At 70.4% G+C, this 22,896-nt stretch carries 21 protein-coding genes; 6 read left to right on the top strand and 15 right to left on the bottom strand.

Annotated elements, in window-relative coordinates:
- Nucleotides 1-55: 55 nt before the first annotated feature.
- The 12 genes from ACTWJ9_RS04625 to ACTWJ9_RS04570 all read right to left on the bottom strand — a co-directional run bounded on the left by ACTWJ9_RS04625 (nt 56) and on the right by ACTWJ9_RS04570 (nt 13,167).
- The gene (locus ACTWJ9_RS04625) at nt 56-1,246 is read right to left on the bottom strand and encodes an acyl-CoA dehydrogenase family protein (protein WP_443295234.1); all 1,191 of its coding nucleotides are present in this window, start codon (nt 1,244-1,246) and stop codon (nt 56-58) included.
- Complete coding sequence (locus ACTWJ9_RS04620; protein WP_279332878.1) at nt 1,243-1,848, bottom strand: flavin reductase family protein; 606 nt, start codon at nt 1,846-1,848, stop codon at nt 1,243-1,245. Before ACTWJ9_RS04620 ends, ACTWJ9_RS04625 begins: the two co-directional genes overlap by 4 nt.
- A gap of 88 nt (nt 1,849-1,936) precedes the next feature.
- On the bottom strand, nt 1,937-3,316 hold the full coding sequence (locus ACTWJ9_RS04615; protein WP_443295233.1) for a purine-cytosine permease family protein: 1,380 nt from the start codon (nt 3,314-3,316) through the stop codon (nt 1,937-1,939).
- Between the two features lie 152 nt (nt 3,317-3,468).
- On the bottom strand, nt 3,469-3,870 hold the full coding sequence (locus tag ACTWJ9_RS04610) for a RidA family protein (protein ID WP_279332876.1): 402 nt from the start codon (nt 3,868-3,870) through the stop codon (nt 3,469-3,471).
- 11 nt (nt 3,871-3,881) lie between these two features.
- Entirely contained in the window at nt 3,882-5,435 is a 1,554-nt protein-coding gene (locus tag ACTWJ9_RS04605) for an aldehyde dehydrogenase family protein (protein WP_443295232.1), read from the bottom strand.
- A 54-nt stretch (nt 5,436-5,489) separates the two neighbouring features.
- Nucleotides 5,490-5,921 (bottom strand): cupin domain-containing protein, encoded by a 432-nt coding sequence (locus ACTWJ9_RS04600; protein WP_443295231.1) that lies wholly within the window; start codon nt 5,919-5,921, stop codon nt 5,490-5,492.
- A 4-nt stretch (nt 5,922-5,925) separates the two neighbouring features.
- A complete protein-coding gene (locus ACTWJ9_RS04595; RefSeq protein WP_443295230.1) occupies nt 5,926-6,678 on the bottom strand; it encodes a dimethylmenaquinone methyltransferase in 753 nt (250 codons plus the stop codon).
- The gene (locus ACTWJ9_RS04590; RefSeq protein ID WP_279332872.1) at nt 6,675-7,610 is read right to left on the bottom strand and encodes a VOC family protein; all 936 of its coding nucleotides are present in this window, start codon (nt 7,608-7,610) and stop codon (nt 6,675-6,677) included. Before ACTWJ9_RS04590 ends, ACTWJ9_RS04595 begins: the two co-directional genes overlap by 4 nt.
- Nucleotides 7,611-7,708: 98 nt before the next feature.
- The gene (locus ACTWJ9_RS04585) at nt 7,709-9,283 is read right to left on the bottom strand and encodes a 4-hydroxyphenylacetate 3-hydroxylase N-terminal domain-containing protein (RefSeq protein WP_279332871.1); all 1,575 of its coding nucleotides are present in this window, start codon (nt 9,281-9,283) and stop codon (nt 7,709-7,711) included.
- Between the two features lie 412 nt (nt 9,284-9,695).
- Nucleotides 9,696-10,601, bottom strand: coding sequence for a LysR family transcriptional regulator (locus ACTWJ9_RS04580; RefSeq protein WP_279332870.1), 906 nt, complete (start codon nt 10,599-10,601; stop codon nt 9,696-9,698).
- A gap of 124 nt (nt 10,602-10,725) precedes the next feature.
- Entirely contained in the window at nt 10,726-12,351 is a 1,626-nt protein-coding gene (gene aceB, locus ACTWJ9_RS04575) for a malate synthase A (RefSeq protein WP_384199385.1), read from the bottom strand.
- 171 nt (nt 12,352-12,522) lie between these two features.
- Nucleotides 12,523-13,167: a nucleotidyltransferase family protein gene (locus ACTWJ9_RS04570; protein WP_388705276.1), complete on the bottom strand. Its 645-nt coding sequence runs from the start codon at nt 13,165-13,167 to the stop codon at nt 12,523-12,525.
- 277 nt (nt 13,168-13,444) lie between these two features.
- Here ACTWJ9_RS04570 and ACTWJ9_RS04565 point away from each other — a divergent pair, with 277 nt between their 5' ends.
- Nucleotides 13,445-13,705, top strand: coding sequence for a DUF5955 family protein (locus ACTWJ9_RS04565; protein WP_279332867.1), 261 nt, complete (start codon nt 13,445-13,447; stop codon nt 13,703-13,705).
- A 135-nt stretch (nt 13,706-13,840) separates the two neighbouring features.
- Here ACTWJ9_RS04565 and ACTWJ9_RS04560 read toward each other — a convergent pair whose 3' ends face one another.
- Nucleotides 13,841-14,647 (bottom strand): IclR family transcriptional regulator, encoded by an 807-nt coding sequence (locus ACTWJ9_RS04560; protein WP_279332866.1) that lies wholly within the window; start codon nt 14,645-14,647, stop codon nt 13,841-13,843.
- 287 nt (nt 14,648-14,934) lie between these two features.
- On the opposite strand from ACTWJ9_RS04560, the gene allB reads away from it, so the two are divergent.
- Nucleotides 14,935-16,275, top strand: a complete 1,341-nt coding sequence (allB, locus tag ACTWJ9_RS04555) for an allantoinase AllB (protein ID WP_387040216.1) — start codon at nt 14,935-14,937, stop codon at nt 16,273-16,275.
- A gap of 81 nt (nt 16,276-16,356) precedes the next feature.
- On the top strand, nt 16,357-17,520 hold the full coding sequence (gene alc / locus ACTWJ9_RS04550) for an allantoicase (RefSeq protein WP_387040218.1): 1,164 nt from the start codon (nt 16,357-16,359) through the stop codon (nt 17,518-17,520).
- Nucleotides 17,521-17,790: 270 nt separating this feature from the next.
- Here the strand turns inward: alc and ACTWJ9_RS04545 are convergent, their stop codons facing one another.
- Nucleotides 17,791-18,651, bottom strand: coding sequence for a Cof-type HAD-IIB family hydrolase (locus tag ACTWJ9_RS04545; protein ID WP_388705264.1), 861 nt, complete (start codon nt 18,649-18,651; stop codon nt 17,791-17,793).
- A gap of 184 nt (nt 18,652-18,835) precedes the next feature.
- Entirely contained in the window at nt 18,836-19,858 is a 1,023-nt protein-coding gene (locus ACTWJ9_RS04540) for a Gfo/Idh/MocA family protein (RefSeq protein ID WP_279332862.1), read from the bottom strand.
- Nucleotides 19,859-19,986: 128 nt separating this feature from the next.
- Between ACTWJ9_RS04540 and ACTWJ9_RS04535 the strand changes: the two genes are divergently transcribed.
- From ACTWJ9_RS04535 to ACTWJ9_RS04525, 3 genes are all read left to right on the top strand, one after another.
- Nucleotides 19,987-20,724 (top strand): GntR family transcriptional regulator, encoded by a 738-nt coding sequence (locus ACTWJ9_RS04535; RefSeq protein WP_279337882.1) that lies wholly within the window; start codon nt 19,987-19,989, stop codon nt 20,722-20,724.
- Nucleotides 20,725-20,978: 254 nt separating this feature from the next.
- Nucleotides 20,979-22,154, top strand: coding sequence for an ROK family glucokinase (locus ACTWJ9_RS04530; protein WP_279332860.1), 1,176 nt, complete (start codon nt 20,979-20,981; stop codon nt 22,152-22,154).
- Nucleotides 22,151-22,729: a sugar kinase gene (locus tag ACTWJ9_RS04525; protein WP_384199401.1), complete on the top strand. Its 579-nt coding sequence runs from the start codon at nt 22,151-22,153 to the stop codon at nt 22,727-22,729. The genes ACTWJ9_RS04530 and ACTWJ9_RS04525 overlap by 4 nt, the downstream gene beginning before the upstream one ends.
- The last annotated feature ends 167 nt before the right edge of the window (nt 22,730-22,896 follow it).

Raw genomic sequence — 22,896 nt, 5'->3', positions numbered from 1 at the left:
TTCTCCTCCCTCGTACTGTGCGTCCCCCGCGTCCTCCGGGTTCCCCGCGTCTCCCTCACGCCGTCGCCTGCTCGGGGACCACGAGGTCGAAGAAGCCCCAGTGCGACCCGGCGGGCAGGGTGCCCGACAGCATCCGGCCGCACTTCTGCGTCACGATGTGCGAGGAGCCCCGGTGCTGGCTTCCGGCGTGACTGTCGCGGAAGAAGCGCTGCAACGTGCCGTCCCGCATGACCTGCGCGCCCGCGAAACGGTGCACGAGTTGGCTGATCTCCACCGCGGTCCGGGAGGCGAGGCTGCAGGCGAGCCGCGACATCGTCTCCTGCTCGTCGTCCAGCTGGGCCTCGGCCGCGAGCGTCGACTCGTTGTCGCGCCAGGTCTCGCGCAGCAGTGCCATGGTGCCCCGGACGTGCGAGAAGTGCCGTGCGTACTCCGCGAAGAACTCGTCACTGGTGACCGGGGACCCCGCTGCGGGGTCCTTGCGCTGCGTCAGCTCGCGCAGTTCGTCGAGCATGCGGCGTCCGACCCCCTGGGACCAGGCCGCCTGATGCAGACCGGCCAGCAGAGCGGGACTCAGGCCGTGCAGGGAACGGCTCCGCCGGGCGTGCTGCGGGCCGGGGCGGAAGACGTAGGCGTCCTTGACCAGCAGGTTCTCGGCCTGGTAGTCGAGGCTCGCCGTCGCCCGCAGCCCGAGCATGTCCCAGTTGTCGCTGATCCGCAGGGCGGCGCGGGGAACCAGGCAGACCAGCCGCTCACCCGTTTCCTGGACGGTGACCGCGAGATTGAGGTGCGTGGCCATGGACACCCCGGCCGCGAACTGCCAGAGTCCGCTCACCCGGTAGCCGCCGTCCTCCCGTACGGCCTGGCCGGTGAACGCGGTGGACTGCCCCGCCACCAGGGGAAACGTGTTCTGGGTGAAGAGTTCGGCCACCGCCTCGTCGCCCAGGTACGTGGCCGCGGCCGCCGTCTCGCTCACCACGGCGCGCACCAGCCACCCCAGCGAGGCGTCGGCGTGCGACAGCTTCTCCATCACCTGCAGGATCTGCAGGGGGGACGCCTCCATACCGCCGAGTCCGGCCGGCACCATCAACCCGAAGACTCCGCTGTCGCGGAGCGCGTCCTGCACCGCCGGAGTCGGACGCCGCAGACGCTCGCTGTCCGCGGCCTCGCTCTGCAACAGGGGGTAGATCTCGTCCAGCTGCTTCAGCAGCCCGGAGAAGTCCTCGTTCACCTGGGTCCGGACCGTCATGACCGGCTCCTCTCCGACTGCGCACCGCCGGCGGCGGCGCTCTCGGCCTCGGTCTCCTGGGCCAGGGCGCTCCACTGACCGCGGTAGAAGAGCAGGGGATTGGTGTCGTCCTGCTGGCCGTAGGACATCACGCGCCCGAGGACCAGGACGTGGTCCCCGCCGTCGTAACCCGCCCACGGGGTGCACTGGAAGTACGCCAGCGAACCGTTGATCCGCGGAGCGATGCCGTCGTCGACCCACTCGATGAGGTGGGCGTCCTGCGGCTTGCCCGCGAAGTGGAGGGCGGTGCCGAGCTGGTTGTCGCCGAGCACGTTGACCGCGAAGGGCCGCTCGAGCAGGTAGGTCAGGGCCCGCGAGGTCCGCTGCATCGAGACCAGCAGCAACGGTGGATCCAGGGACACCGAGGTGAAGGAGTTCACGGTGACGCCGTAGTAGCTGTCGCCGGACCGGTAGGTGAGCACGACGACGCCCGTGGCGAAGTTGCCCAGGGTGTTGCGAAGCAGGCGGGGATCGGCGAGCGAGGGGGTCGCGACGCTCGACGCGAGGGTCTTCGCGTCGGCGGCTTTCTCGTAGATCTCGGAGTCCCACATGATGTCGGTCATCCCGAACCTCCTGGAAATCGTGGGTCCGGCCCGTGCGGGCCGGGGTGGGCCGGCGGCCACGGCTGTGGGGCCGTGGCCGCCGGCGGGGTCAGACGGCCTCTTCGACGGCTTCCTCACCCGCGACGAACGTGGTGCCGGTGCCTTCGGGCAGCCAGGACCGCAGGACCGGGTAGGCGGCCAGGGCCAGTACGAACGACACCAGGAAGCCGAGGGCGAAGACTTCGGTGGCCATCAGCACCGTGCCGACCGCGGCGGACAGCGCCAGCGTGATGACACCGGCCCAGTTCCACTTCTCCACCCGGTGCGTGTCCCGGTCGTACCGTGCGCGCCGGACCAGGTAGTAGTCCGCGATCATCACGCCGCACATGCCGAGCGTCATGGAGCCCAGGTACGCCAGGTAGGCGGCGAACTGCTCCAGGATGCCGGCGGCGATCATCAGCAGGGCGATGACGTTTCCGATCACCACCATCGCCGCCCGGCCCGGCTTCCACCCGGTGAGGGAGTCGATCAGGTTGACCAGTGAGAGAGAGCCGGAGTAGGCGTTGATGGCCTGCGCCTTCGCCTGGGCGGCGTAGATGGTGATGAAGCCCATCCAGCCGGCGAAGACGACGAAGAAGGCGCCCGTGTTCTCCATGACGTACGTGCTGCCCGCGGCGGCGGCCGCTTCCTGGCTCAGGTCCGGATCGTGGGCCATGAGGTAGTCGATGACCTCGGGCATGCCGCCGATGACGACGAGCGATCCCAGGACGGTCATGATGACGTTCTGGGTGATCGGACCGGAGGCGGCCAGCACCGTCACGTCGCGGCGCGTGCGGCAGTACCGGGCGAAGTCCGTGGTGACCAGGGCGATGGTTCCCGCCGTGGCGCCCATGACTCCGATCGCGGCTTCGGCCTTGGGCCAGAAACCGCCGGGGACGACACCGCCGTAGGCGAACACGTCCATCGGGTCGGCGCCCTGGATCACGTAGATGTGCACGATCATGTAGATCGTGACCAGGAGCGTGATCACGGTCAGGGCGGCCGACGCCTGCAGGGCGAGTTTGAGGCCGAAGATGGCCAGAGCGATCCACGCCAGTGTCATGAGGCCGTAGAGGAGGACGCGCATCGGCCAGGAGTCGGGCAGGTCGAACATCAGCAGCGTGCCCTGGTAGAGCAGGGCGGACTCCATGGCCAGGAAGCCGAGGATCATGAACGCGAAGATGATCGAGCCGATCGACGAGCCCATGAAGCCGAACCCGAAGAACCGGGAGGTGATGGTGCTCGACATGCCGGTTTCGAAGGCCATCCGGCCGAGGGCCTTGCCGAGGAACACGGCGAAGGCCGCGACGAGGACACCGACGAGCATGCCGATGGCGAAACCGGCCAGGACGACGGTGAAGCCCGCGATGGCGAAGATGACGAGGGCGGTGGCGACGCTGACCGGGCTGAGGGAGAGCTGGTAGCCGCTCCTCCGCTCGCTCAGCGGCACACTGACCAGGGCATGGTCCTCCGCGGCGGTCGCCAGTGCAGAATCGGTGGATCTGGGATTTCTGGTTGGTGAGGACACAGTTCCTACCCCCGAGGGATATGGCGCCCACGGCCACTTCTCACAGTGGGACGCGCCTAAGTCGCTGAGAACGCTCAGTCGACGCTGCAGCCGGCCACCGCGATGGCCTCGATCTCGAGCAGGATCTCCGGCTTGGCGAGAGCGGAGACCTCGACCAGGGAGCACGCCGGGAAGTCGCCGGAGAAGAACTCCTGACGGGCCTTCCACACCCCGGCGTTGTCCCCCATGTCCGTGACGAAGATCGTCATCTTGACGATGTCGTCCATGACCGCGCCGGCCGCCTCGACCAGGTCCTTGATCTTCTGGAAGACGACCTTGGACTGGTCGTAGGCGGTGTCGCCGAGGACGCTCACCCCGTCCTGCCCGCGCGCGGTCATTCCGGAGATCAGGATCAGGTCGTCGACCCGCAGGCAGTTCGACCACATCTTGTCCGCCGGCTCACGCACGGCGTCGGAGATGAAACGTTTCTTCTTCATGGTGGTGGTCCTCACAGGTCGATCCGGTTGTCCCAGGCGGAGGTCCCGCCCCAGTTCACGCAGACGCTCTGGCGGCGCATGAAGCCCTTCCACGCGTCCGAGCCGGCGGTGCGGCCGCCCCCGGTCTCCTTCTCGCCGCCGAACGCGGAACCGACGTCGGCGCCCGTGGTGCCCATGTTGATCCGGACGATGCCGCAGTCACTGCCGCGGGCGGAGAGGAAGGTCTCGATGTTGGTCAGGTTCGTGCTGTGCATGCCCGAGGCGAGCCCCTGGGCGACGCCGTTGTGGATCTCGATGGCCTCCTCGAGATCGTCGTAGGTCAGCACGGAGACGATCGGCACGAAGGTCTCCGACTGGGCGATCTCGAAGTGCGGCTCGACACCCGTGACGATGGCCGGCTCGACGTACAGACCGGGGCGGTCGAGCACGTTGCCGCCGTACACCACGGTGGCCCCCTCGCGTTCGGCACCGGCGAGGACCTTCCGGTAGTCCTCCACCGCCTGCCGGTCGATCAGCGGGCCGACCACGGTGTCCGCATCGCGCGGGTCACCGACGGTGATCTGGTCGAAGGCCTTCTTCAGCAGCTCGACCAGTTCGTCCGCGATGCTCGTGTGGGCGATGATCCGGCGGGTGCTCGTGCAGCGCTGGCCCGTCGTGCCGACCACACCGAACGTCAGTGCCCTGGCGGCGAGTTCCAGGTCGGCGGTCTCGTCGACGATGCAGCCGTTGTTGCCCGAGCACTCCAGCTGGTACCGGCGGCCCAGCGTCGAGCCGACGATGTCGGCGACCTTGCGGCCCACCGTCGTCGAACCGGTGAACGAGATCATGGCGATCCGGGTGTCGGCGACCATCGTCTCGGCGACGGCGTTGTCGTCCGGGATGAACAGCGAGAACACGCCCTCACAGCCCATCTCCGCCGCCGCCCGGTTGACCAGCTTCTGCACGGCGATCGCGGTCAGCGGCACCTTCGGGCTCGGCTTCCAGATCACCGTGTTGCCGGCGATCGCGGACAGGAACCCGTTCTGCGCCCACACGGCGGCCGGGAAGTTGTACGCGCTGATCAGCCCCACGACGCCCAGCGGCAGCCACTGGTCGTACATACGGTGCTCGACCCGCTGGGACTGCTGGGTGAAGCCGTACATCATCCGCGCCTGGCCGGCGGCCAGCGTCGACATGTCGACCGCCTCGCGGAGTTCGCCCTTGGCCTCCATCGTCGACTTGCCGGTGTCCAGCGAGACGACCGCGGCCAGGCTCTCCAGGTTCTCCTCGATCAACTGACCGATCCGGCGCACGAATTCACCGCGCCGCGGCGGCGGAACCATCCGCCAGCGCTTCTGGGTCTCGACGGCGGCGGCCACGAGCGTCTCGTAGTCCTGTCCGTCCGAGGCCGCGATCCGGCCCACGACCTCACCGTCGGCGGGACACTGCGCCTCGATGACCGGCCGTCCCTCGGTGGTGCCCCAGCCGATCGAGTCCCCATAGGTACCGGGGTGCACCTGGTCCAGGCCGAATTCGGCCAGGACCTTGTCGGTGTCGAACAGAGTCTTGGTGGTTTCGCTCATCATCGCTTTCCATCAACGTCGCGGGTTCGGCGGCAGTACGTCGGAGGGTCCGGCACCTCACTCCTTGGCAAGGAAGTCCCCGATGGTCTCGTCCGTGTGGTACTCGGGCTTCTCGTAGTAGTGCGGGCCGTCGTAGATCTCGATCAGCACGCTGCGCTCGTGCGCCAGCGTCGGACCGTGCGGGTGGTCCTTCGGGTTCATGTAGAAGGAGCCCGGACGCAGCCTCAGGCCGGAGTCGGTGTACTCGTAGTCGCCCTCGAGGCAGTACATGAACTGGTTCGAGGCGTGCGTGTGCCTGGTCGGGATGGTGCCGCCCTTCTCGTACTCGAGAAGGGCGATGCTGGCTCCGGTCTCCGGGTTCTTGTGGAGGAAGTACTGACGGAACCCGTGGTCAGGGTAGTCGATCCAGTCCTCGTCCTTGAGGTCCTCGAGGTCCGCGGCGTGGATCAGGACCTCGAGCGACTTCATGGTCTCGGGGTTGATGGTCATTGCTTCACTCCCGTCCGGGGCGGCCGGCGGCCACCCACGCGTCGTATTCCCGGCGGCTTTCCGGCGTGGCGGGGAAGAGCCCGAAGAGGGACCGGCCGCGCTGGATCTCCAGTGCCGCGAACTCCTCGTACGCGGCGGCGTCGGCGGCCTCCGCAGCGACCTCGGCGGCCAGTTCCCCGGGGATGACCGCGACGCCGTCGCTGTCGCCCAGCACCACGTCACCCGGGTAGACCGCCACCCCGCCGCAGCCGACGGGTTCGTCGAGCGCGACCGGGTGCAGGGCGATGGGGGTCGCCCGGGGCGCGTTGGCCCGCTGGTAGCACGGCAGACCGGTCTCCCTGACGGCCGCCGAGTCCCGGTAGCCGCCGTCGGTGACCACGCCCGACACACCGCGCTGCCTCAGCCGCGCCGCCATCATGTCGCCCATGGACGCGGCGGTCGTGCAGCCGAACGCGTCGATCACGAGCACCGCGCCGGGCGGGCACTCCTCCATCGCCCGCCGGTGCAGGTTCTCGCTGCTCGCGTAGTCGGCGAGGGTGTCGAGATCCTCACGTGCGGGGATGAACCGCAGTGTGTAGGCCGGCCCCACCAGCGGCGGCTGGTCGGCCGCCAGCGGCCGCACGCCGTTCATGATCACGTTCCGCAGGCCGCGCCGCAGCAGCATGTTGGCCACGGTGGCCGAACCCGCTCGCGCCAGTTGTGCGCGGACCTGCTCCGGCAGCGGCCGGGCGCGGTCCGTGCCCGCTGCGCCGGTCACTGGAAGAACTCCAGGGGCGGGCGGTTCCCCCACTGGGTGGTCTCGCTGGCGGTGCCGTTGAACTTGGTCGGCCGGTGGTGGTGGTCGACGACGTCGCCGTCGGTGTAGTGCTCGATGCGGAAGCCGAACGGGTCCTTCCAGTAGTCGAAGATCTGGCTGCCGAGCAGATGGCGGCCGACCCCGACGTCGGAGGTGTACCCCTGCTGGAGGAGGTAGTCGTGCGACGACATCACCGCGTCCATGTCGGTGACCTCGAACGCGCTGTGGTGGATGCCCGCCCAGTCCGACTGCAGGACGAGCATGAAGTGGTGGTCCACCCGCTGCTCACCCAGGTCCAGCCGGACGAAGGTGCCGACGATCGGGCCCTGTTCGCCCGGCGGGACGAAGTAGTCCGAGGGGAGGAAGTCGAAGCGCTCGTTCAGCCAGGCCATCGACGCGTCGTGGTCCTTCACATGGAGCACGAAGTGACCCAGGCGTGCGATGGTGCACGGCGCGACGGACTGGCGGACGGCGGCGTTCACCCGGTTCTTGTCGCGGATGTTGTTCATGACGAAGGGGTCGCGGTCCGGGATCGGCTCGACCTTCCGCCGGCCCCAGACCGCCCGGATCTCGATGCCGTCGGGCATGGACATCGAGACCTCGTGGCCACCGCCGGGCTCCGTCGACTCCCGGACCGGGGAGGACCCCGGCTTCGCGGCGAGCTCGACCAGGTCGTCGTAGCCGGCGACCTCGATCGAGGCACCGATGAAGCGCTGCTTGTCGGCCTTGCGGGTCACATGGATGTGATGCTGGGTGCCCGTCCCCCGCATGTACAGGGTCCGGTCGTCGCTGCCCTCGGCCTTCACCATGCCGAACGCGGTCAGGAACTTCTCCATCACCCCGAGATCCGGTGCCTCGTAGGTGACGTGGGCAGCATCGATTGCCGTAGCCACGGGTCCTCCTGTGGTGGATGAGAGCGCGGCGGCACGCACGGAGCCGGCGCCGCCGGATGAGCCGGGGCTCCCGCTCCGGGCGGGAGCCGCGCAGGCGATCAGCCCTTGAGGGCCTTGAGGATGCTGACGTCGTCCGGGCCCTTGAGGTCCGGCACGGTCCAGCCGTCCAGGTCGTACTCGTCCATGGCGCTCTGCGCGAAGTCCTTGCAGTAGTCGAGGAGACCGCTGCCCCGGGCGCCGAACAGGTTGGTCTGACGCGTCACGTCGTTGCTGCCGATGTAGTTGATCTCGTACAGCTCGTGGCGGGCTCCGAACTCCGTGCCGATGGAGTCCCAGAGCATCTTCATGACCTTGACGCGCTCCTCCGCGTCGATGCCTCCCGTGCCGCGCACGTACGTGTCCAGGTAGCCGCGGATCTCGGGGGTCTTGAAGTCGTTCGCGTGGGAGTTGAGGTAGATCAGGCCGCTGGCCACGACCTGCTCGATGATGTTCTTGACCTTCGGCATGGCCAGCTGGTTCATCACCCGGTAGGCGCCGGCGAACTGCTGATCGGGCTGGATCATGCCGCCCTTCCACGGCACCGCGCTCTTGGCCATCGCGTCCGACAGCGCCCAGAAGGTGTTGCGCCAGGCGATGACCTCACCGAGCTGGGACATGACGCCGTGGAACTGCCCCGCCCCGGTGACGTCGAGGGCGCGGGCCAGCATGCCGACCAGGAAGTCCATCTTGACGGCGAACCGGGTGCAGCCGTGCAGGGAGGCGCGCTCCAGATAACCCGAGTGGATGTTGTACTTGTTGGCCTGCTCCAGGTCGTTGTAGATGAACGCGTTCTCCCAGGGGACGAACACGTTGTCGAGGACCAGGATGGCGTCGTTCTCGTCCAGGCGGCTCGACAGCGGGTAGTCGAACGGGCTGCCCAGCACCGCCGCGCGGTACTCGTTGGACGTACGGCAGAGCAGCTTCACGCCGGGAGAGTTGGTGGGCATGATGAACACCGGCGAGAAGGCCGGGTCCTGCACGGCGACCTGGCCCACGTGACCGATGAAGGTGTAGTGCGTCAGGGCCGATCCGGTGGCCACCACCTTGGCGCCCGTGACGTAGAAGCCGGCGTCGGTCTCCTTGGTGACCCGGATGAACACGTCCTTGCCCGCGTCCGCGCCCATACCGCGGTCCACCGGCGGGTTCATGATGGCGTGGTTGATGTACCACGTCTTCTCCTGGGCCTTGCGGTACCAGGCGCGCGCGTTGTCCTCGAACCCGCGGTAGAACTCGGCGTTGGCGCCGAGGGTGCCGAGGAAACAGCCCTTGTAGTCGGGGGAGCGGCCCATCCAGCCCCAGGCGATCTTCTGCCACTCGGCGATGGCGTCGCGGGAGGCCACCTGCTCCTCGACGCTCTTGGGCGCCTGGTAGAAGCGGTGGGTGAAGCCTCCCCACTCCGTGGGCGCGGTGAGGATGTCCTTGCGCGCCGGGTCGTGCAGGGCGTCGTACATGCGCGCGATCATGCGGGCGGAGTTACGGAAGGCGGGGTGCTCCGCGATGTTCTCCACCCGCTCCCCGTAGATCCAGACCTCGCGGCCGTCGTCGAGGCTCTCGAGGTACTCGTCTCCGGTAAAGGGGAGATACTCGCGGCCGGAAGGGCTGTGGGCGGACTGTTCTGCATTTCCAGTCGTCATTGACCGGGCCCCTTCTTTTCGTGCGCGGAACCGGGGCAATCCCTCGGTTCGTGCAGCCAGGACGAGGGCAGCGATCGCGAGGTTTTCCCTCTCGATCCGAAGCTGTCTACGCCGTCGAATTGCCGGGAAGGCTGGCACGGCCGGTAAGGCGGGGCAAGAGAGGCGAGAAGAAAGCAAGGGCGCTCGGGGGTGTCGGCCGACGTCCTGTCCGTCGACTGCAGAGTGACCCGGAAACCACCTCTGACCAGGCAATTCGAGCGTCGGTGAGGGTGCCCGGGAGTAGACTGGAGACGCTGCGATGTGATGCGTATCACATAAAATTCACCGTAGTTCACAGGTTGTTTTCTTGACTTCTTCCTCTCTTTCCATACAGGGCTCCATGGGGGGGTGCAAAGTCGCGTGTATGGCTTGTTCACCGCCCAAGCGTGCGGCGGTGCTCGGCGACGGTGCGCGTCGCCTGCAGCCATCGCTCCATCAACGGCGTGATCTCGGCCCCGCGTTTCCACAGGAGCGTCGCCTGCATGGGTCTGAGCCATCGCGGGGGGTCGAGAAGGGCCATCGCGTCGCTCTTGCCGGCCATGCGCTCGGTCGCGGGGGCGACACCCAGCCCCGCGGCGACGAAAGCGAGCGCGGTCTGCGGTGTGGAGACCTCGATGACTTCGAAGGAGTCGTCGGCCGACAGGGCTTTCTCCGCGGCGTCGGGCATGCCCGAGAAAGCGGGAATCGGGGACGGGAGAATCCAACGTCCCCAACCCTTTCCGTCAGGGTGCTGTTCCTTTGCGCGATATTTCGGCACGGCAAGCTTGATGTTGATATCGATAACGGGAGACCATTCGCAGACGTCCGCGACGAATCCGGCGAATTGCGCGGGGGCGAACGGAACGCAGCCCATGTCCAGCTCGCCGGTCCGGATCCGTTGAACGATCACATCGGGAGTGACGTCGGTCAGAATCACCCGCGCGCTGGGAACCTGTTCGAGGAACTCCGCCAGGACATCGGCGATGATTTCGTTGATGACCATGGGCTCCACGCCGATGCGCAGATCTCCGGCCGCCCCCTCGGCCATCGACTTCAGCGTCTCGACCACTCGGTTCCGGTCGGCGAGCAGGCGCTCGCCCCTGGACAGCAGGTGGAGTCCGGCCGGGGTGGGGTGGACGCCCTTCGCGGTCCGCTCGAGGAGGCGCACGCCGAGTTCCCGCTCCAGCTTCGCGATGGCGTGACTCACCGGCGGCTGTGTCATGTTCAGATTCTTGGCGGCCTGTGAAACCGAACCGGCCTCGACGACGGCCCTGAAGTATTCGAGTTGGCGGAAATCCATGCCGTCTGCATTTCACGGCTTCAGGTGAATGTCAACACATGACCTGTGAAATCGGAGAAGGAGGGACGGGTCGGTCAAATGGCGTGGCCCCGGGGTCTCCCGGGGCTACGGGCGGGGGTGGGCGTCAGCCCTGGAGCTGCTCGTACGCCGGCAGGGTGAGGAAATCGGCGTAGTCCTCGTCGAGGGACACCTTCAGGAGCAGGTCGTGGGCCTGCTTCCAGTGGCCCGCCGCGAAGGCCTCGTCGCCGGTCTCGGCGCGGATGTTCGCCAGTTCCCCGGCGGCGACCTTGCGGGTCAGTTCCGCGGTGACCCGCTCGCCGTTGTCGAGGACGACACCCGCGTTGATCCACTGCCAGATCTGGGAGCGGGAGATCTCGGCGGTGGCCGCGTCCTCCATCAGGTTGAAGATGGCGACCGCACCCGTGCCGCGCAGCCAGGCCTCGATGTAGCGGATGCCGACCTGGACGGCGTTGACCAGGCCCGCGTACGTCGGCCTGGCCTCCAGGGAGTCGATCGCGAGCAGGTCGGCGGCGCTGACGTCGACGTCCTCGCGCAGCCGGTCCTTCTGGTTCGGCTTGTCGCCCAGCACCCGGTCGAAGGACTCCATGGCGATCGGGACCAGGTCCGGGTGGGCGACCCAGGAGCCGTCGAAACCGTCGTTCGCCTCGCGGTCCTTGTCGGCGCGGACCTTCTCGAACGCGACCTTGTTGACCTCCGGGTCCCGGCGGGAGGGGATGAAGGCCGCCATACCGCCGATCGCGTGCGCGCCCCGCTTGTGGCAGGTGCGCACGAGGAGTTCGGTGTACGCCCGCATGAACGGGGCCGTCATCGTGACCGCGTTGCGGTCCGGGAGGACGAACCTGGCGCCGCCGTCACGGAAGTTCTTGACGATGGAGAACAGGTAGTCCCAGCGTCCCGCGTTCAGACCCGAGGCGTGCTCGCGCAGCTCGTAGAGGATCTCCTCCATCTCGTACGCGGCCGTGATCGTCTCGATGAGGACGGTGGCGCGGACGGTGCCCTGTGGGATGCCCAGGTGGTCCTGCGCGAAGACGAACACGTCGTTCCACAGGCGGGCTTCCAGATGGGACTCCGTCTTCGGGAGGTAGAAGTACGGTCCCTTGCCGAGGTCGAGGAGACGCTGGGCGTTGTGGAAGAAGTACAGCCCGAAGTCGACCAGGGCGCCGGGTACCCGGGTGCCGTCCGGGGCGGAGAGGTGCCGTTCGTCCAGGTGCCAGCCGCGCGGGCGCATGACGACCGTCGCCAGTTCCTCGGCCGGGTGCAGGGCGTAGGTCTTGCCGGACACCGCGTCGGTGAAGTCGATGGTCCGGGTGTAGGCGTTGATCAGGTTGAGCTGGCCGAGGACCACGTTCTCCCAGGTGGGCGCCGAGGCGTCCTCGAAGTCCGCGAGCCAGACCTTCGCGCCCGAGTTGAGGGCGTTGATGGTCATCTTGCGGTCGGTGGGGCCGGTGATCTCGACGCGCCGGTCGTTCAGGGCCTCGGGGGCCGGGGCCACTCTCCAGGAGTCGTCCGCGCGGACGGCGGCCGTCTCCGGGAGGAAGTCGAGCGTGGAGGTGCGGGCGATCTCGGCACGGCGCTCCGCCCGGCGGGCGAGGAGTTCGTCACGCCGGGGTGTGAACCGCCGGTGCAGCTCGGCCACGAAGGCGAGTGCCGCCTCGGTGAGGACCTCCTCCTGCCCGGGCAGGGGTTCGGCGTCGACGATGGCCAGCGGGGACGGCGCTGGTGCGGACATCAGCTGTCACTTCCTTCGGGCGGGCGCTCTGGGCAGTGGATAGTAGTTTCCTCATGGTGGAAGTTCAATGGTCTGTCGAGGCCGGGGTGGTCCGGGTCCAGGTGCTGCGGGCCGGGCCGGGCCGGGCCGCAGCGGCGCCGGGTGTCCCCCTCACCCGAGCTTCCCCCGAGTTCACTTGAGGCGGGTCAGGTCCTCCTCCGTGTCGATGTCGTAGGGCTCGGCCACGTCCCCGCACTCGACGAGGGTGATCCGGTCCGCGTGCTCCTTCAGGTAGGAGCGTGCCCCCCGGTCGCCGGTCGCGCTCGCGGCGACACCGGCCCAGTGCGCGGCCCCGAACAGGACCGGGTGACCGCGTACACCGGCGTAGGTGGCCGAGGCGAGCGACTCCCGCGGCTCCCGCGCCGCGCGTGCGCCGAGCACCCGCGCGACCGCCCCCGGTCCGATCCCGGGCTGGTCGACCAGCAGGACCAGTGCGGCCCGTGCGTCCGTGCCGGTCAGCGAGGTGAGCCCGGCCCGCAGGGACGAGCCCATGCCCTGCTCCCACGCGGGGTTGTCGACGAGCACGCAGTCCGGCAGCGCGGCACGCGCACGCACCTCGTCCGCCCCCGCGCCGAGCACCACGTGGACGCGCTCGCAGCCGCCCTCGCGCAGGGACCGTACGGCGTGCTCCACCAGCGGCCGTCCCCGGTACGTCAGCAGCGCCTTGGGGCGGCCGCCCAGCCGTCGCCCGCCGCCCGCCGCGAGCAGCAGTCCCACGACCCGCTCCGGGGCCGCCTGTCCGGCGTTTGGGCTCCGCCGGTGCGGTGTGAGCGGCATGGGTGGCGTAGACGGCGTAGGTGGCGTAGGTGTTGTCACGGAATCTGCATACCGCACCCGTCGCCGGGTGTCCGTGCGGCGCGATGTCACGCTGTGGAGCGCACCGATGACGCAGCGGACTGGCGCGGAGGGGACGGGGTGGCGTTTACTGGCGCGCACCGGCGACGGGGGCGTGGGGCCGGTGGGGAGAGGCGCACAGCGGTGCGTGAGGGGGAGGACCGTGTTGCGGAGCGTGGAGCAGAGGCGTGCGAGCGGCAGTCGTCAGGACGATCCACGGGTGACGGAGCTGCGCTCCGCCGTGTCCCGGCTGCGGCGCCGACTCGCGGCTTATCCTGCGGAGTTCTCTGATCGGAGCATTGCGGAGGAGGAGCTGGCCGCTCTGGACGCCCTGGTGGCGGACGGCGGTGCCGAGGTCCCCCGGTTGCGCCGTTCCCTGCTGCTGATCGCCGGTGCGATCGGCTCGGTGAGCGCGTTGGGCCCGGGGCTGCGGGAGGTGCGGGACGCGGTGGAACTGTTCGGACCGTCACCCCGGGATTGACGAACGGGCGTGCGGAGCGCCCCCGGAAAGGGGGGCGTGCGCGGGCGCTGAGGTCGAGGGGCGGCGGATCTGCCGGGGGGTGGCCGACCGGATCGGCCGACCGGATCGGCCGACCGGATCGGGCGGCCGGGTCGGTCAGGCCGTCGGGCCGCCGCCCGGAGCGGTGAGCACCTCGGAGAGTTCCCTGGCCACCTGCTGGAGCACCGGCACGATCCGCTCCGTGGCCGAATCCGTGACCCGCCCTGCGGGGCCGGAGATCGAGATGGCCGCGGCGGTGGGGGAGTCGGGCACCGGGACGGCGAGGCAGCGCACGCCGATCTCCTGCTCGTTGTCGTCGATGGCGTAGCCCCGGCGGCGCACCTCGTCGAGCGCCGCCAGGAAGCCCTCCGGCGTGGTGATGGTCCTGTCCGTCGCGGCGGGCATCCCGGTACGGGCGAGCAGGGCCCGTACGTCCTCCGGCGGGAAACCGGCCAGCAGGGCCTTGCCCACTCCGGTGGAGTGCGGCAGGACGCGCCGGCCGACCTCGGTGAACATCCGCATGGAGTGCTTGGACGGAACCTGGGCGACGTACACGACCTCGTCCCCGTCGAGCAGTGCCATGTTCGCCGTCTCGCCCGTCTCCTCCACCAGGCGGGCGAGACAGGGGCGCGCCCAGGTGCCCAGCAGGCGGGAGGAGGACTCGCCGAGCCTGATCAGGCGCGGACCGAGCGCGTAACGGCGGTTGGGCTGCTGGCGCACATAACCGCAGGCGACGAGGGTGCGCATCAGGCGGTGGATGGTCGGCAGGGGCAGCCCGCTGCTCACCGACAGCTCGCTGAGGCCGACCTCGCCGCCCGCGTCCGCCATCCTTTCGAGCAGGTCGAAGGCGCGCTCGAGGGATTGGACCCCGCCGCCGGAGGCGGACCGGACGGAGCCGTTGGTGCTGGCGCTGGACGTCGGCACGGCGCGTTTCCTTTCGGGGCTGCTCGGGGCTGCTCGGGGCTGCTCGGGGCTGCTCGGGGCTGCGGGAAGGGGGAAGCCTACCCGGCGGCCGGTGGGCCGCCTGATGGCGTGTTACTGCATTCTGTCTGCCGGAAGTTTAATTCCGTCTCCCGGAAACTTCCAGGGAGCGGCCGTCGGCCGCCGTCCGGGCAGTGTGCCTCTTGACGGCGCGGGAGGGGGAGTGAAGACTCCTTCAACAGAAAGTTGAACTCCCGGGAAGCGCGCCGGTGGAAGGGAGGAGGGCACGGGTGGCCGACACCGAACGGGTGCTGCGCTCGACGCGCGTCGTCACTCCCGAGGGAACGCGGGCCGCGTCGGTCGCGGTCGCCGACGGCACCGTCACGGCCGTTCTGCCGTACGAGGCAACCGTCCCCGGGGCGGCCCGCCTGACGGACCTCGGCGACGACGTCCTGCTGCCCGGCCTGGTCGACACCCATGTGCACGTCAACGACCCGGGCCGTACCGAGTGGGAGGGCTTCTGGACCGCCACCCGCGCGGCGGCGGCCGGCGGCATCACCACGCTCGTCGACATGCCGCTCAACTCCCTTCCGCCGACGACGACGGTCGGCCATCTGCGCATCAAGCAGCGGGCCGCCGCGAGCCGGGCCCATGTCGACGTCGGCTTCTGGGGCGGCGCCCTGCCCGGCAACGCCTTGGACCTGCGCCCGCTGCACGAGGCCGGGGTCTTCGGCTTCAAGGCGTTCCTGTCGCCGTCCGGCGTCGACGAGTTCCCGCACCTCGGTCCGGAGCAACTGGCCCGCACCCTGGCGGAGATCGCCGCCCTCGACGGGCTGCTGATCGTGCACGCCGAGGACCCGGGCCACCTCGCCGCCGCCCCGCGGTGCGGCGGCCCGAAGTACGCCGACTTCCTCGCCTCCCGTCCGCGCGACGCCGAGGACACCGCCGTCGCCCTGCTCCTCGCGCAGGCCAAGCGCCTCGACGCGCGCGTGCACATCCTGCATCTGTCCTCGAGCGACGCGCTGCCGCTGATCGCCGAGGCCAGGTCCGACGGGGTACGCGTCACCGTCGAGACCTGCCCCCACTACCTGACCCTCACCGCCGAGGAGGTTCCGGACGGCGCCAGCGAGTTCAAGTGCTGCCCGCCCATCCGTGAAGCCGCCAACCGGGACCCGCTCTGGCGGGCTCTGGCGGACGGCGTCATCGACTGCGTGGTCACCGACCACTCCCCGTCCACCGCCGACCTCAAGACCGCCGACTTCGCCACCGCCTGGGGCGGCATCTCCGGCCTCCAGCTCAGCCTGCCCGCCGTCTGGACCGAGGCCCGCGGACGGGGCCACGGCCTGGAGGACGTCGTGCGCTGGATGTCGACGCGCCCGGCGGAACTGGTCGGCCTCGGCACCCGCAAGGGCGCCATCGCGCCCGGCCGCGACGCCGACTTCGCCGTCCTCGCCCCCGACGAGACCTTCACCGTCGACCCCGAAGGGCTCCAGCACCGCAACCCGGTGACGGCGTACGCGGGCAGGACCCTGTACGGCGTGGTGAAGTCCACCTGGCTGCGCGGCCGGCGCGTCATGACCGACGGCGAGTTCACCGCACCGAAGGGCCGCCTGCTCACCCGCCTCCCCTGACGCCGGCCGCCATCCGGCGTCGAATTCCGGTCGACCTCGAACTTTTGGCTTCCCACCCCCGAAAGGCAGGATCGGACCACCGTGACGGCGCAGCACCCCTCCCCGTGGCCCCGCTTCAGCGGCCCCGCGGCCCCCTACGGCGGCGGTGACCCGTACGCGGACTACCGCACCGCCGACTTCCCCTTCGCCGGCCTCACCGATCTCGCCGACCGCCGGCTCGGCGCCGGTGTCGTCGCCGCCAACGACGAGTTCTTCGCCCAGCGCGAGAACCTGCTGCTGCCCGAGCGCCCCCTGTTCGACCCGGAGCACTTCGGGCACAAGGGCAAGATCATGGACGGCTGGGAGACCCGGCGCCGCCGCGGCCCCTCCGCCGGGCAGCCCTGGCCGGCGGCCGAGGACCACGACTGGGCGCTGATCCGCCTCGGCGCACCCGGAGTCGTCCGCGGCATCGTCGTCGACACCGCCCACTTCCGCGGCAACCACCCCCAGGCCGTGTCGGTCGAGGGCGCCTCGGTGTCCGGTTCCCCGGCACCGGAGGAACTGCTCTCGGACGGGGTGCGGTGGACGACGCTGCTCCCGCGCACCCCGGTGGGCGGCCACGCCGCCAACGGCTTCGCCGTCCCGGCCGGGCGGCGCCTCACCCACCTGCGGCTGTCCCAGTACCCCGACGGCGGCATCGCGCGCCTGCGCGTGTACGGCGACGTCGTCCCGGACCCCGGGTGGCTGGAGGCCCTGGGCACCTTCGACGTCGTCGCCCTGGAGAACGGCGGCCGGGTCGAGGACGCGTCCGACCGCTTCTACTCACCGGCCGCGAACACCATCCGGCCCGGCCGCTCCCGCAAAATGGACGACGGCTGGGAGACCCGGCGCCGCCGGGACCGGGGCCACGACTGGATCCGCTACCGGCTCACCGGCCAGGCGCTGATCCGCGCCCTCGAGATCGACACGGCGTACCTGAAGGGGAACAGCGCCGGCTGGGCCTCGGTGTCGGTACGGGACGCCGAGGGCGGCGCGGCCGAGGGAGCGGGAACAAGCGGGGCCGACGGCTGGCGGGAGATCCTGCCCCGTACCCGCCTCCAGCCCGACACCGAGCACCGCTTCGTCCTCCCCGCCCCGGTGATCGGTACGCACGCGCGCGTGGACGTCTTCCCCGACGGCGGCATCTCCCGGCTGCGCCTGTTCGGCTCGCTGACCGAACAGGGCGCGACCGCCCTGGCCGCCCGCCACCGGGAACCGGCCGACTGACCGCCGAGACCCGACGCGGCTCGCCGGGTTGCGGCGGGTCAGCACATCACGTCTGTCACGCCGAGTGGCCGCCGTTCACCGGGAACTCCACGCCGGTGACGGCCGAGTCCGAGCCCTCCCGGGCGAGCCGCAGCCCCGTCGCCGCGCCGCTGTCCCGGCTGCCGCCGGTGAGCCGGCGCCACCTTGTCGAGAGGGCCGGTGTCGAGGCCGCCTCCGGCGTCGGCCGCTCTGCCCGGAGGACGTCCGGGAGTCCCGACGTGCAGTGCCGCGTCACTCGCCGGGCAGGGCGAGCAGTCGTTCGATCGTGCGCAGGACGCCGTCCTCGTTGTTGGACGGGGCGACGTGGCGGGCGCGGGCCAGGACGTCGGGGTGTGCGTTGGCCATGGCGAAGGACCACTCGGCGGCGTCGAGCATCTCCAGGTCGTTGAGGTAGTCGCCGAACACCAGCGTCTGGGCCGGGGTGATGCCCAGCTCCCGCTGGACGCGGCGCAGGGCGGTGCCCTTGTCGGCGGTCCGGTTCATCACGTCGACCCAGTGCTCGCTGGAGACGACGACCCGGTGGGTGGAGGTGAACTCGGTCAGGGCCGGTGCGATGGTGCGGGCCGCGGGGGCGAAACCGAATATCGCGATCTTGTTGATCTCGTCGTCGACGGCGGTGGCGTCCGCGACGTTCCGGTGGGCGACGTAGTACTGCTCGACCTTGGCGAGGAAGGCCGCGTCGGTGCGCTCGGTGTAGGCGTGGCGCTTGCCGCAGACGACGACACCGACGTCCGTGCCGTCGTCCGCGAGTCGGCGCACCGTCCTGACGAGCCGGGCGGCGACGGCGGGGGCCAGCGGGTCGGAGGCCAGTTCGACGCCGTCGCGGACCACCTGGGTGCCGTTCTCCGCGATGAAGACCATGCCGTCGTCGAAGCCCTCGAACAGGCGGGCGAGGGTGGCGTACTGGCGGCCGCTCGCCGGGCTGAACAGCACCCCGCGCTCGCGCAGCCACGCCACCGTCCGGCGCAGCCGCCGCGGCGGATTCCCGGCGTCGTCCAGGAGGGTGCCGTCCATGTCGGTGACGACGAGCCTGATGTCGACCGGCGCACCGGGCAGGTGGGGGAGGTCGGCGGACGCGGTGGGCGCGGTCATGGACGGGTCCTGTTCTGCATCTTCGGGGACGGTTTCGGCGGGGCCGTGCACCCATTCTAGTAAGGACCCTTGCCCAACCTGTCGGGGCGGCCGACGCTCCCTGGCGCGCACGCGGCGGTCCGGTCTTCCGGCCGCCGCGTGCGCACCGGGGAGGGGCGTCAGCACACCCAGGGGCTCTCGGACCTCAGCCGAAGGGCGAGGCCGGCCCGCCCGCGATCTCCATCAGCCGTACCGCTCTGCGCTCCCGCCGGGACACCTCGCACGCCTCCGCGACGCGCAGCGCCTGCAGGGCCTCGCGCCCGTCGCAGGGGTTGGCCCGCTCACCCCGCACCACCTCGACGAACGCGATCAGTTCCGCCTCGTACGCGGGCCCGAAACGCTCCACGAACCCGGTCCACGGCTTGTCCGCGGCCGGCGGTCCGGTCGGCTCGGTGGACGCGATCGGCGTGCGCTCGTCGAGGCCGACCACGATCTGGTCCCGCTCCCCGGCCAGCTCCATGCGCACGTCGTAGCCCGCCCCGTTCATCCGCGTCGCGGTGAGGGCGGCGAGCGTGCCGTCGTCGAGGGTGAGGAGCGCCGCGCCGGTGTCCACGTCGCCCGCCTCGCGGAACATGGCCGGACCGGCGTCGGAGCCGGTGGCGTGGACGTCCGTGACCTCCCGGCCGGTCACCCAGCGCACGAGGTCGAAGTCGTGGATCAGGGTGTCCCGGTACAGACCGCCGGACTGCGGCAGATACCCGGCGGGCGGCGGTTCCGGGTCGCTGCTCATGGCCCGTACGGTGTGCAGCCGGCCCAGCCGTCCCGAGCGCACGGCCTCGCGCGCGCCCAGGTAGCCCGGGTCGAACCGGCGCTGGAAACCCATCTGGAGCACGGTCCCGGCCGCCTCGACCTCCGTGACCGCCTGTAACGTCCCGGCCAGATCCAGGGCGATGGGCTTCTCGCAGAACACCGGCAGCCCCGAACGGGCCGCCCGGCCGATGAGTTCGGCGTGGGCGGACGTGGCCGTCGTGATCACCAGGGCGTCCACCCCCCAGGTGTAGATCTCGTCCACCCCGGGCGCCGCCGTCTCGCCGAGCCGCTGGGCGAGTGCCTGGGCCCGAGCCGGTTCCGCGTCCGTGAGGATCAGGGAACCGACGTCGCGGTGCCTGCTGAGTGTGTGGGCGTGAATAGTGCCGATACGGCCCGTACCGATGACCCCGATGCGCATGGGAACAAACTGCGGCCCGCGCCCCTCCCTGTCAATTCACATGTCCGGACAACCGAACTACACGACTTCCCGTCAACCATGCGTGGTACTACGCTCGGCCCGTGCCGAAACCAGGAGTGGACCCGACCGTGCAGCTGGAGCTGAGCGTGGACCGCGGCTCCCCCGTCCCGCTGTACTTCCAGCTCGCCCAGCAGCTGGAGGCCGCCATCGAGCACGGCAGGCTGACCCCCGGGAGCCTGCTGGGCAACGAGATCGAGCTCGCCGGCCGGCTCGGCCTGTCCCGGCCGACGGTCCGTCAGGCCATCCAGTCCCTCGTCGACAAGGGACTGCTCGTGCGGCGGCGGGGGGTGGGCACCCAGGTGGTGCACAGCCAGGTCAAGCGCCCCCTGGAGCTCAGCAGCCTCTACGACGACCTGGAGTCGGCGGGCCAGCGCCCGGCCACGAAGGTCCTGGTCAACACGGTCGTCCCCGCGTCCGCCGAGATCGCCGCGGCCCTCGGGGTGGCCGAGGCGGGCGAGGTGCACCGGATCGAGCGGTTGCGGCTCGCGCACGGCGAGCCGATCGCGTACCTGTGCAACTACCTGCCGCCCGGGCTGCTCGACCTGGACACCGGGCAGTTGGAGGCCACCGGCCTGTACCGGCTGATGCGGGCCGCCGGAATCACCCTGCACAGCGCCCGCCAGACTATCGGCGCCCGCGCCGCCGGTGCCGTCGAGGCCGAGCGGCTCGGCGAGGAGACGGGCGCCCCGCTGCTCACCATGGAGCGCGTGACCTTCGACGACACCGGACGCGCCGTGGAGTTCGGCACCCACATCTACCGGCCCGGCCGCTACTCGTTCGAGTTCCAGCTGCTGGTACGACCGTGATGCCGGTGCGAGCCGGGGTGAGCGGGTACGGGCGTCCCGGTGAACGCCGGGTGACGTGAGCCGACCTTCCTCACATTGTCCGGACAATGTGACCGGCTCCGGGGTCGGGTGTGGAGGGGGGCGTTGCTCCGGTTATGGGGCCGCCGGCGGGCGGCAGGAGGCCGCCGTGGGCGTCCCGGGAGCGGCGGGCGTCACGCGATGCCTTTGCTCCCGGGTACGCTCCCCGGGGTCACCGTGAGGCAGAATCGGCGGCAATGAGCACCTACCGCGACCTCACACTGCCCAGGGCGCTGAGTTCCACTCGGGCGGGCACAGCCCCCGTCGGCTCCCGCCGTGCACCCGTGCTCCGCACGGTCGGCACCCGGGAACGCCGCTCCCACCTGTCGGCACCGCGCGTACCGACCGTCGGCATCGACATCGGCGGTACGAAAGTGATGGCGGGCGTCGTCGACGCCGACGGCAACATTCTGGAGCGGCTCCGCACCGAGACCCCGGACAAGTCGAAGAGCCCGAGAGTCGTCGAGGACACCATCGTCGAACTGGTGCTGGACCTGTCCGACCGGCACGACGTGCACGCGGTCGGCATCGGCGCGGCCGGCTGGGTCGACGCCGACCGCAACCGCGTGCTGTTCGCCCCGCACCTGTCGTGGCGCAACGAACCGCTGCGCGACCGGCTCGCCGGACGCCTCGCCGTCCCCGTCCTGGTCGACAACGACGCCAACTCCGCCGCCTGGGCCGAGTGGCGCTTCGGCGCCGGGCGTGACGAGGACCACCTCGTGATGATCACGTTGGGTACCGGCATCGGCGGCGCGATCCTCGAGGACGGCCAGGTCAAACGCGGCAAGTACGGCGTCGCCGGCGAGTTCGGCCACATGCAGGTCGTCCCCGGCGGCCACCGCTGTCCCTGCGGCAACCGCGGCTGCTGGGAGCAGTACAGCTCCGGCAACGCACTGGTCCGGGAGGCGCGCGAACTGGCCGCCGCCGACTCGCCGGTCGCCTACGGGATCATCGAGCACGTCAAAGGGAACATCGCCGAGATCAGCGGCCCGATGATCACCGAGCTGGCCCGCGAGGGCGACGCCATGTGCATCGAGCTCCTCCAGGACATCGGCCAGTGGCTCGGCGTCGGCATCGCCAATCTCGCCGCCGCCCTCGACCCCTCCTGCTTCGTCATCGGCGGCGGGGTCTCGGCCGCCGACGACCTGCTGATCGGCCCCGCGCGGGACGCCTTCAAGCGCCACCTCACCGGCCGCGGCTACCGCCCCGAGGCCCGTATCGTCCGTGCCCAGCTCGGTCCCGAGGCCGGCATGGTGGGCGCCGCCGACCTCGCCCGCCTGGTCGCCCGCCGCTTCCGCCGCGCCAAGCGCCGCCGGGTCGAGCGGTACGAGCGGTACGCGGAGGTCCGCCGGACCCCCCAGGAGACGCTGTGACGGGTGACCTCCCCCCGCAGGCCCGCTTCCCCGGCAGGCCCCGGCCGCCCGAGGACCGCCGGCACATGATCCGCCGCAGGGCGCTCACCCTGCTGACCATCGTGCTGCTCATCGGCGTCCCGGCCGGGTACCTGGTGATCTCCGCGAACCAGAGCCGCGCGAGCGGCAAGGACAAGGAGGCGAGGTACTCGGCCAACAGCCTGACCCAGGGCTGGCCGACGAAGCTGCAGCGCCGCCTCTACCAGGTGCCGGTCCCGCACCCTGCCTGGTGGGTGGCCTCCTACGAGACCAACAACTGGAAGACCAGCCGTCTCTACGTCGAGTTCGAGACCACCGACGCCGGCCTGAGCGCGTTCCTCACCAGCATGGGGGTGCAGCAGGACGAACTGAAGCGGGACGAGATCACCATCGGCGACCGCGACCGGGAGGTCACCGGCTGGAAGTTCGACCGCCCCGGCCTGTGGTACGGGCTCGTCAACGAGCAGAAGGAGCCCGCGCCGACCCACGATGTCGTCGTCAACCACGGCAAGCCGGGCTTTCCCAAGGTGTACGTCGTCTCCCGGACGGTTCCCTGACCCCACCGCCGCTCCCTCGCTCCCCCCTCGCCCCGGCCGGCCCGGTCAGGGCGCCGGGACGGATTGTCAGTGCCCGTCCGTAGAGTCGAGGACGGTCGAGGTGACCACGCGGGCGGAGCGGGCAGGAGCGGGCGGGAGGTGGCAGGACGGATGGGCGAGGGGACGAC

Origin of the sequence: Streptomyces sp. GDS52 (assembly GCF_052246875.1) — a bacterium.
In the GTDB taxonomy this organism is placed as follows: domain Bacteria; phylum Actinomycetota; class Actinomycetes; order Streptomycetales; family Streptomycetaceae; genus Streptomyces; species Streptomyces cathayae.
This window is presented reverse-complemented; position numbering and strand designations above follow the sequence as displayed.

What these genes read in the sequence shown, in the direction of transcription:
- ACTWJ9_RS04580 (WP_279332870.1), bottom strand. Translation starts at nt 10,601, where the DNA reads ATGGATTTCCGCCAACTCGAATACTTCAGGGCCGTCGTCGAGGCCGGT.
- ACTWJ9_RS04605 (WP_443295232.1), bottom strand. Translation starts at nt 5,435, where the DNA reads ATGATGAGCGAAACCACCAAGACTCTGTTCGACACCGACAAGGTCCTG.
- ACTWJ9_RS04570 (WP_388705276.1), bottom strand. Translation starts at nt 13,167, where the DNA reads ATGCCGCTCACACCGCACCGGCGGAGCCCAAACGCCGGACAGGCGGCC.
- ACTWJ9_RS04600 (WP_443295231.1), bottom strand. Translation starts at nt 5,921, where the DNA reads ATGACCATCAACCCCGAGACCATGAAGTCGCTCGAGGTCCTGATCCAC.
- aceB (WP_384199385.1), bottom strand. Translation starts at nt 12,351, where the DNA reads ATGTCCGCACCAGCGCCGTCCCCGCTGGCCATCGTCGACGCCGAACCC.
- ACTWJ9_RS04540 (WP_279332862.1), bottom strand. Translation starts at nt 19,858, where the DNA reads ATGCGCATCGGGGTCATCGGTACGGGCCGTATCGGCACTATTCACGCC.
- ACTWJ9_RS04610 (WP_279332876.1), bottom strand. Translation starts at nt 3,870, where the DNA reads ATGAAGAAGAAACGTTTCATCTCCGACGCCGTGCGTGAGCCGGCGGAC.
- ACTWJ9_RS04545 (WP_388705264.1), bottom strand. Translation starts at nt 18,651, where the DNA reads ATGACCGCGCCCACCGCGTCCGCCGACCTCCCCCACCTGCCCGGTGCG.
- ACTWJ9_RS04620 (WP_279332878.1), bottom strand. Translation starts at nt 1,848, where the DNA reads ATGACCGACATCATGTGGGACTCCGAGATCTACGAGAAAGCCGCCGAC.
- ACTWJ9_RS04530 (WP_279332860.1), top strand. Translation starts at nt 20,979, where the DNA reads ATGAGCACCTACCGCGACCTCACACTGCCCAGGGCGCTGAGTTCCACT.
- ACTWJ9_RS04585 (WP_279332871.1), bottom strand. Translation starts at nt 9,283, where the DNA reads ATGACGACTGGAAATGCAGAACAGTCCGCCCACAGCCCTTCCGGCCGC.
- ACTWJ9_RS04625 (WP_443295234.1), bottom strand. Translation starts at nt 1,246, where the DNA reads ATGACGGTCCGGACCCAGGTGAACGAGGACTTCTCCGGGCTGCTGAAG.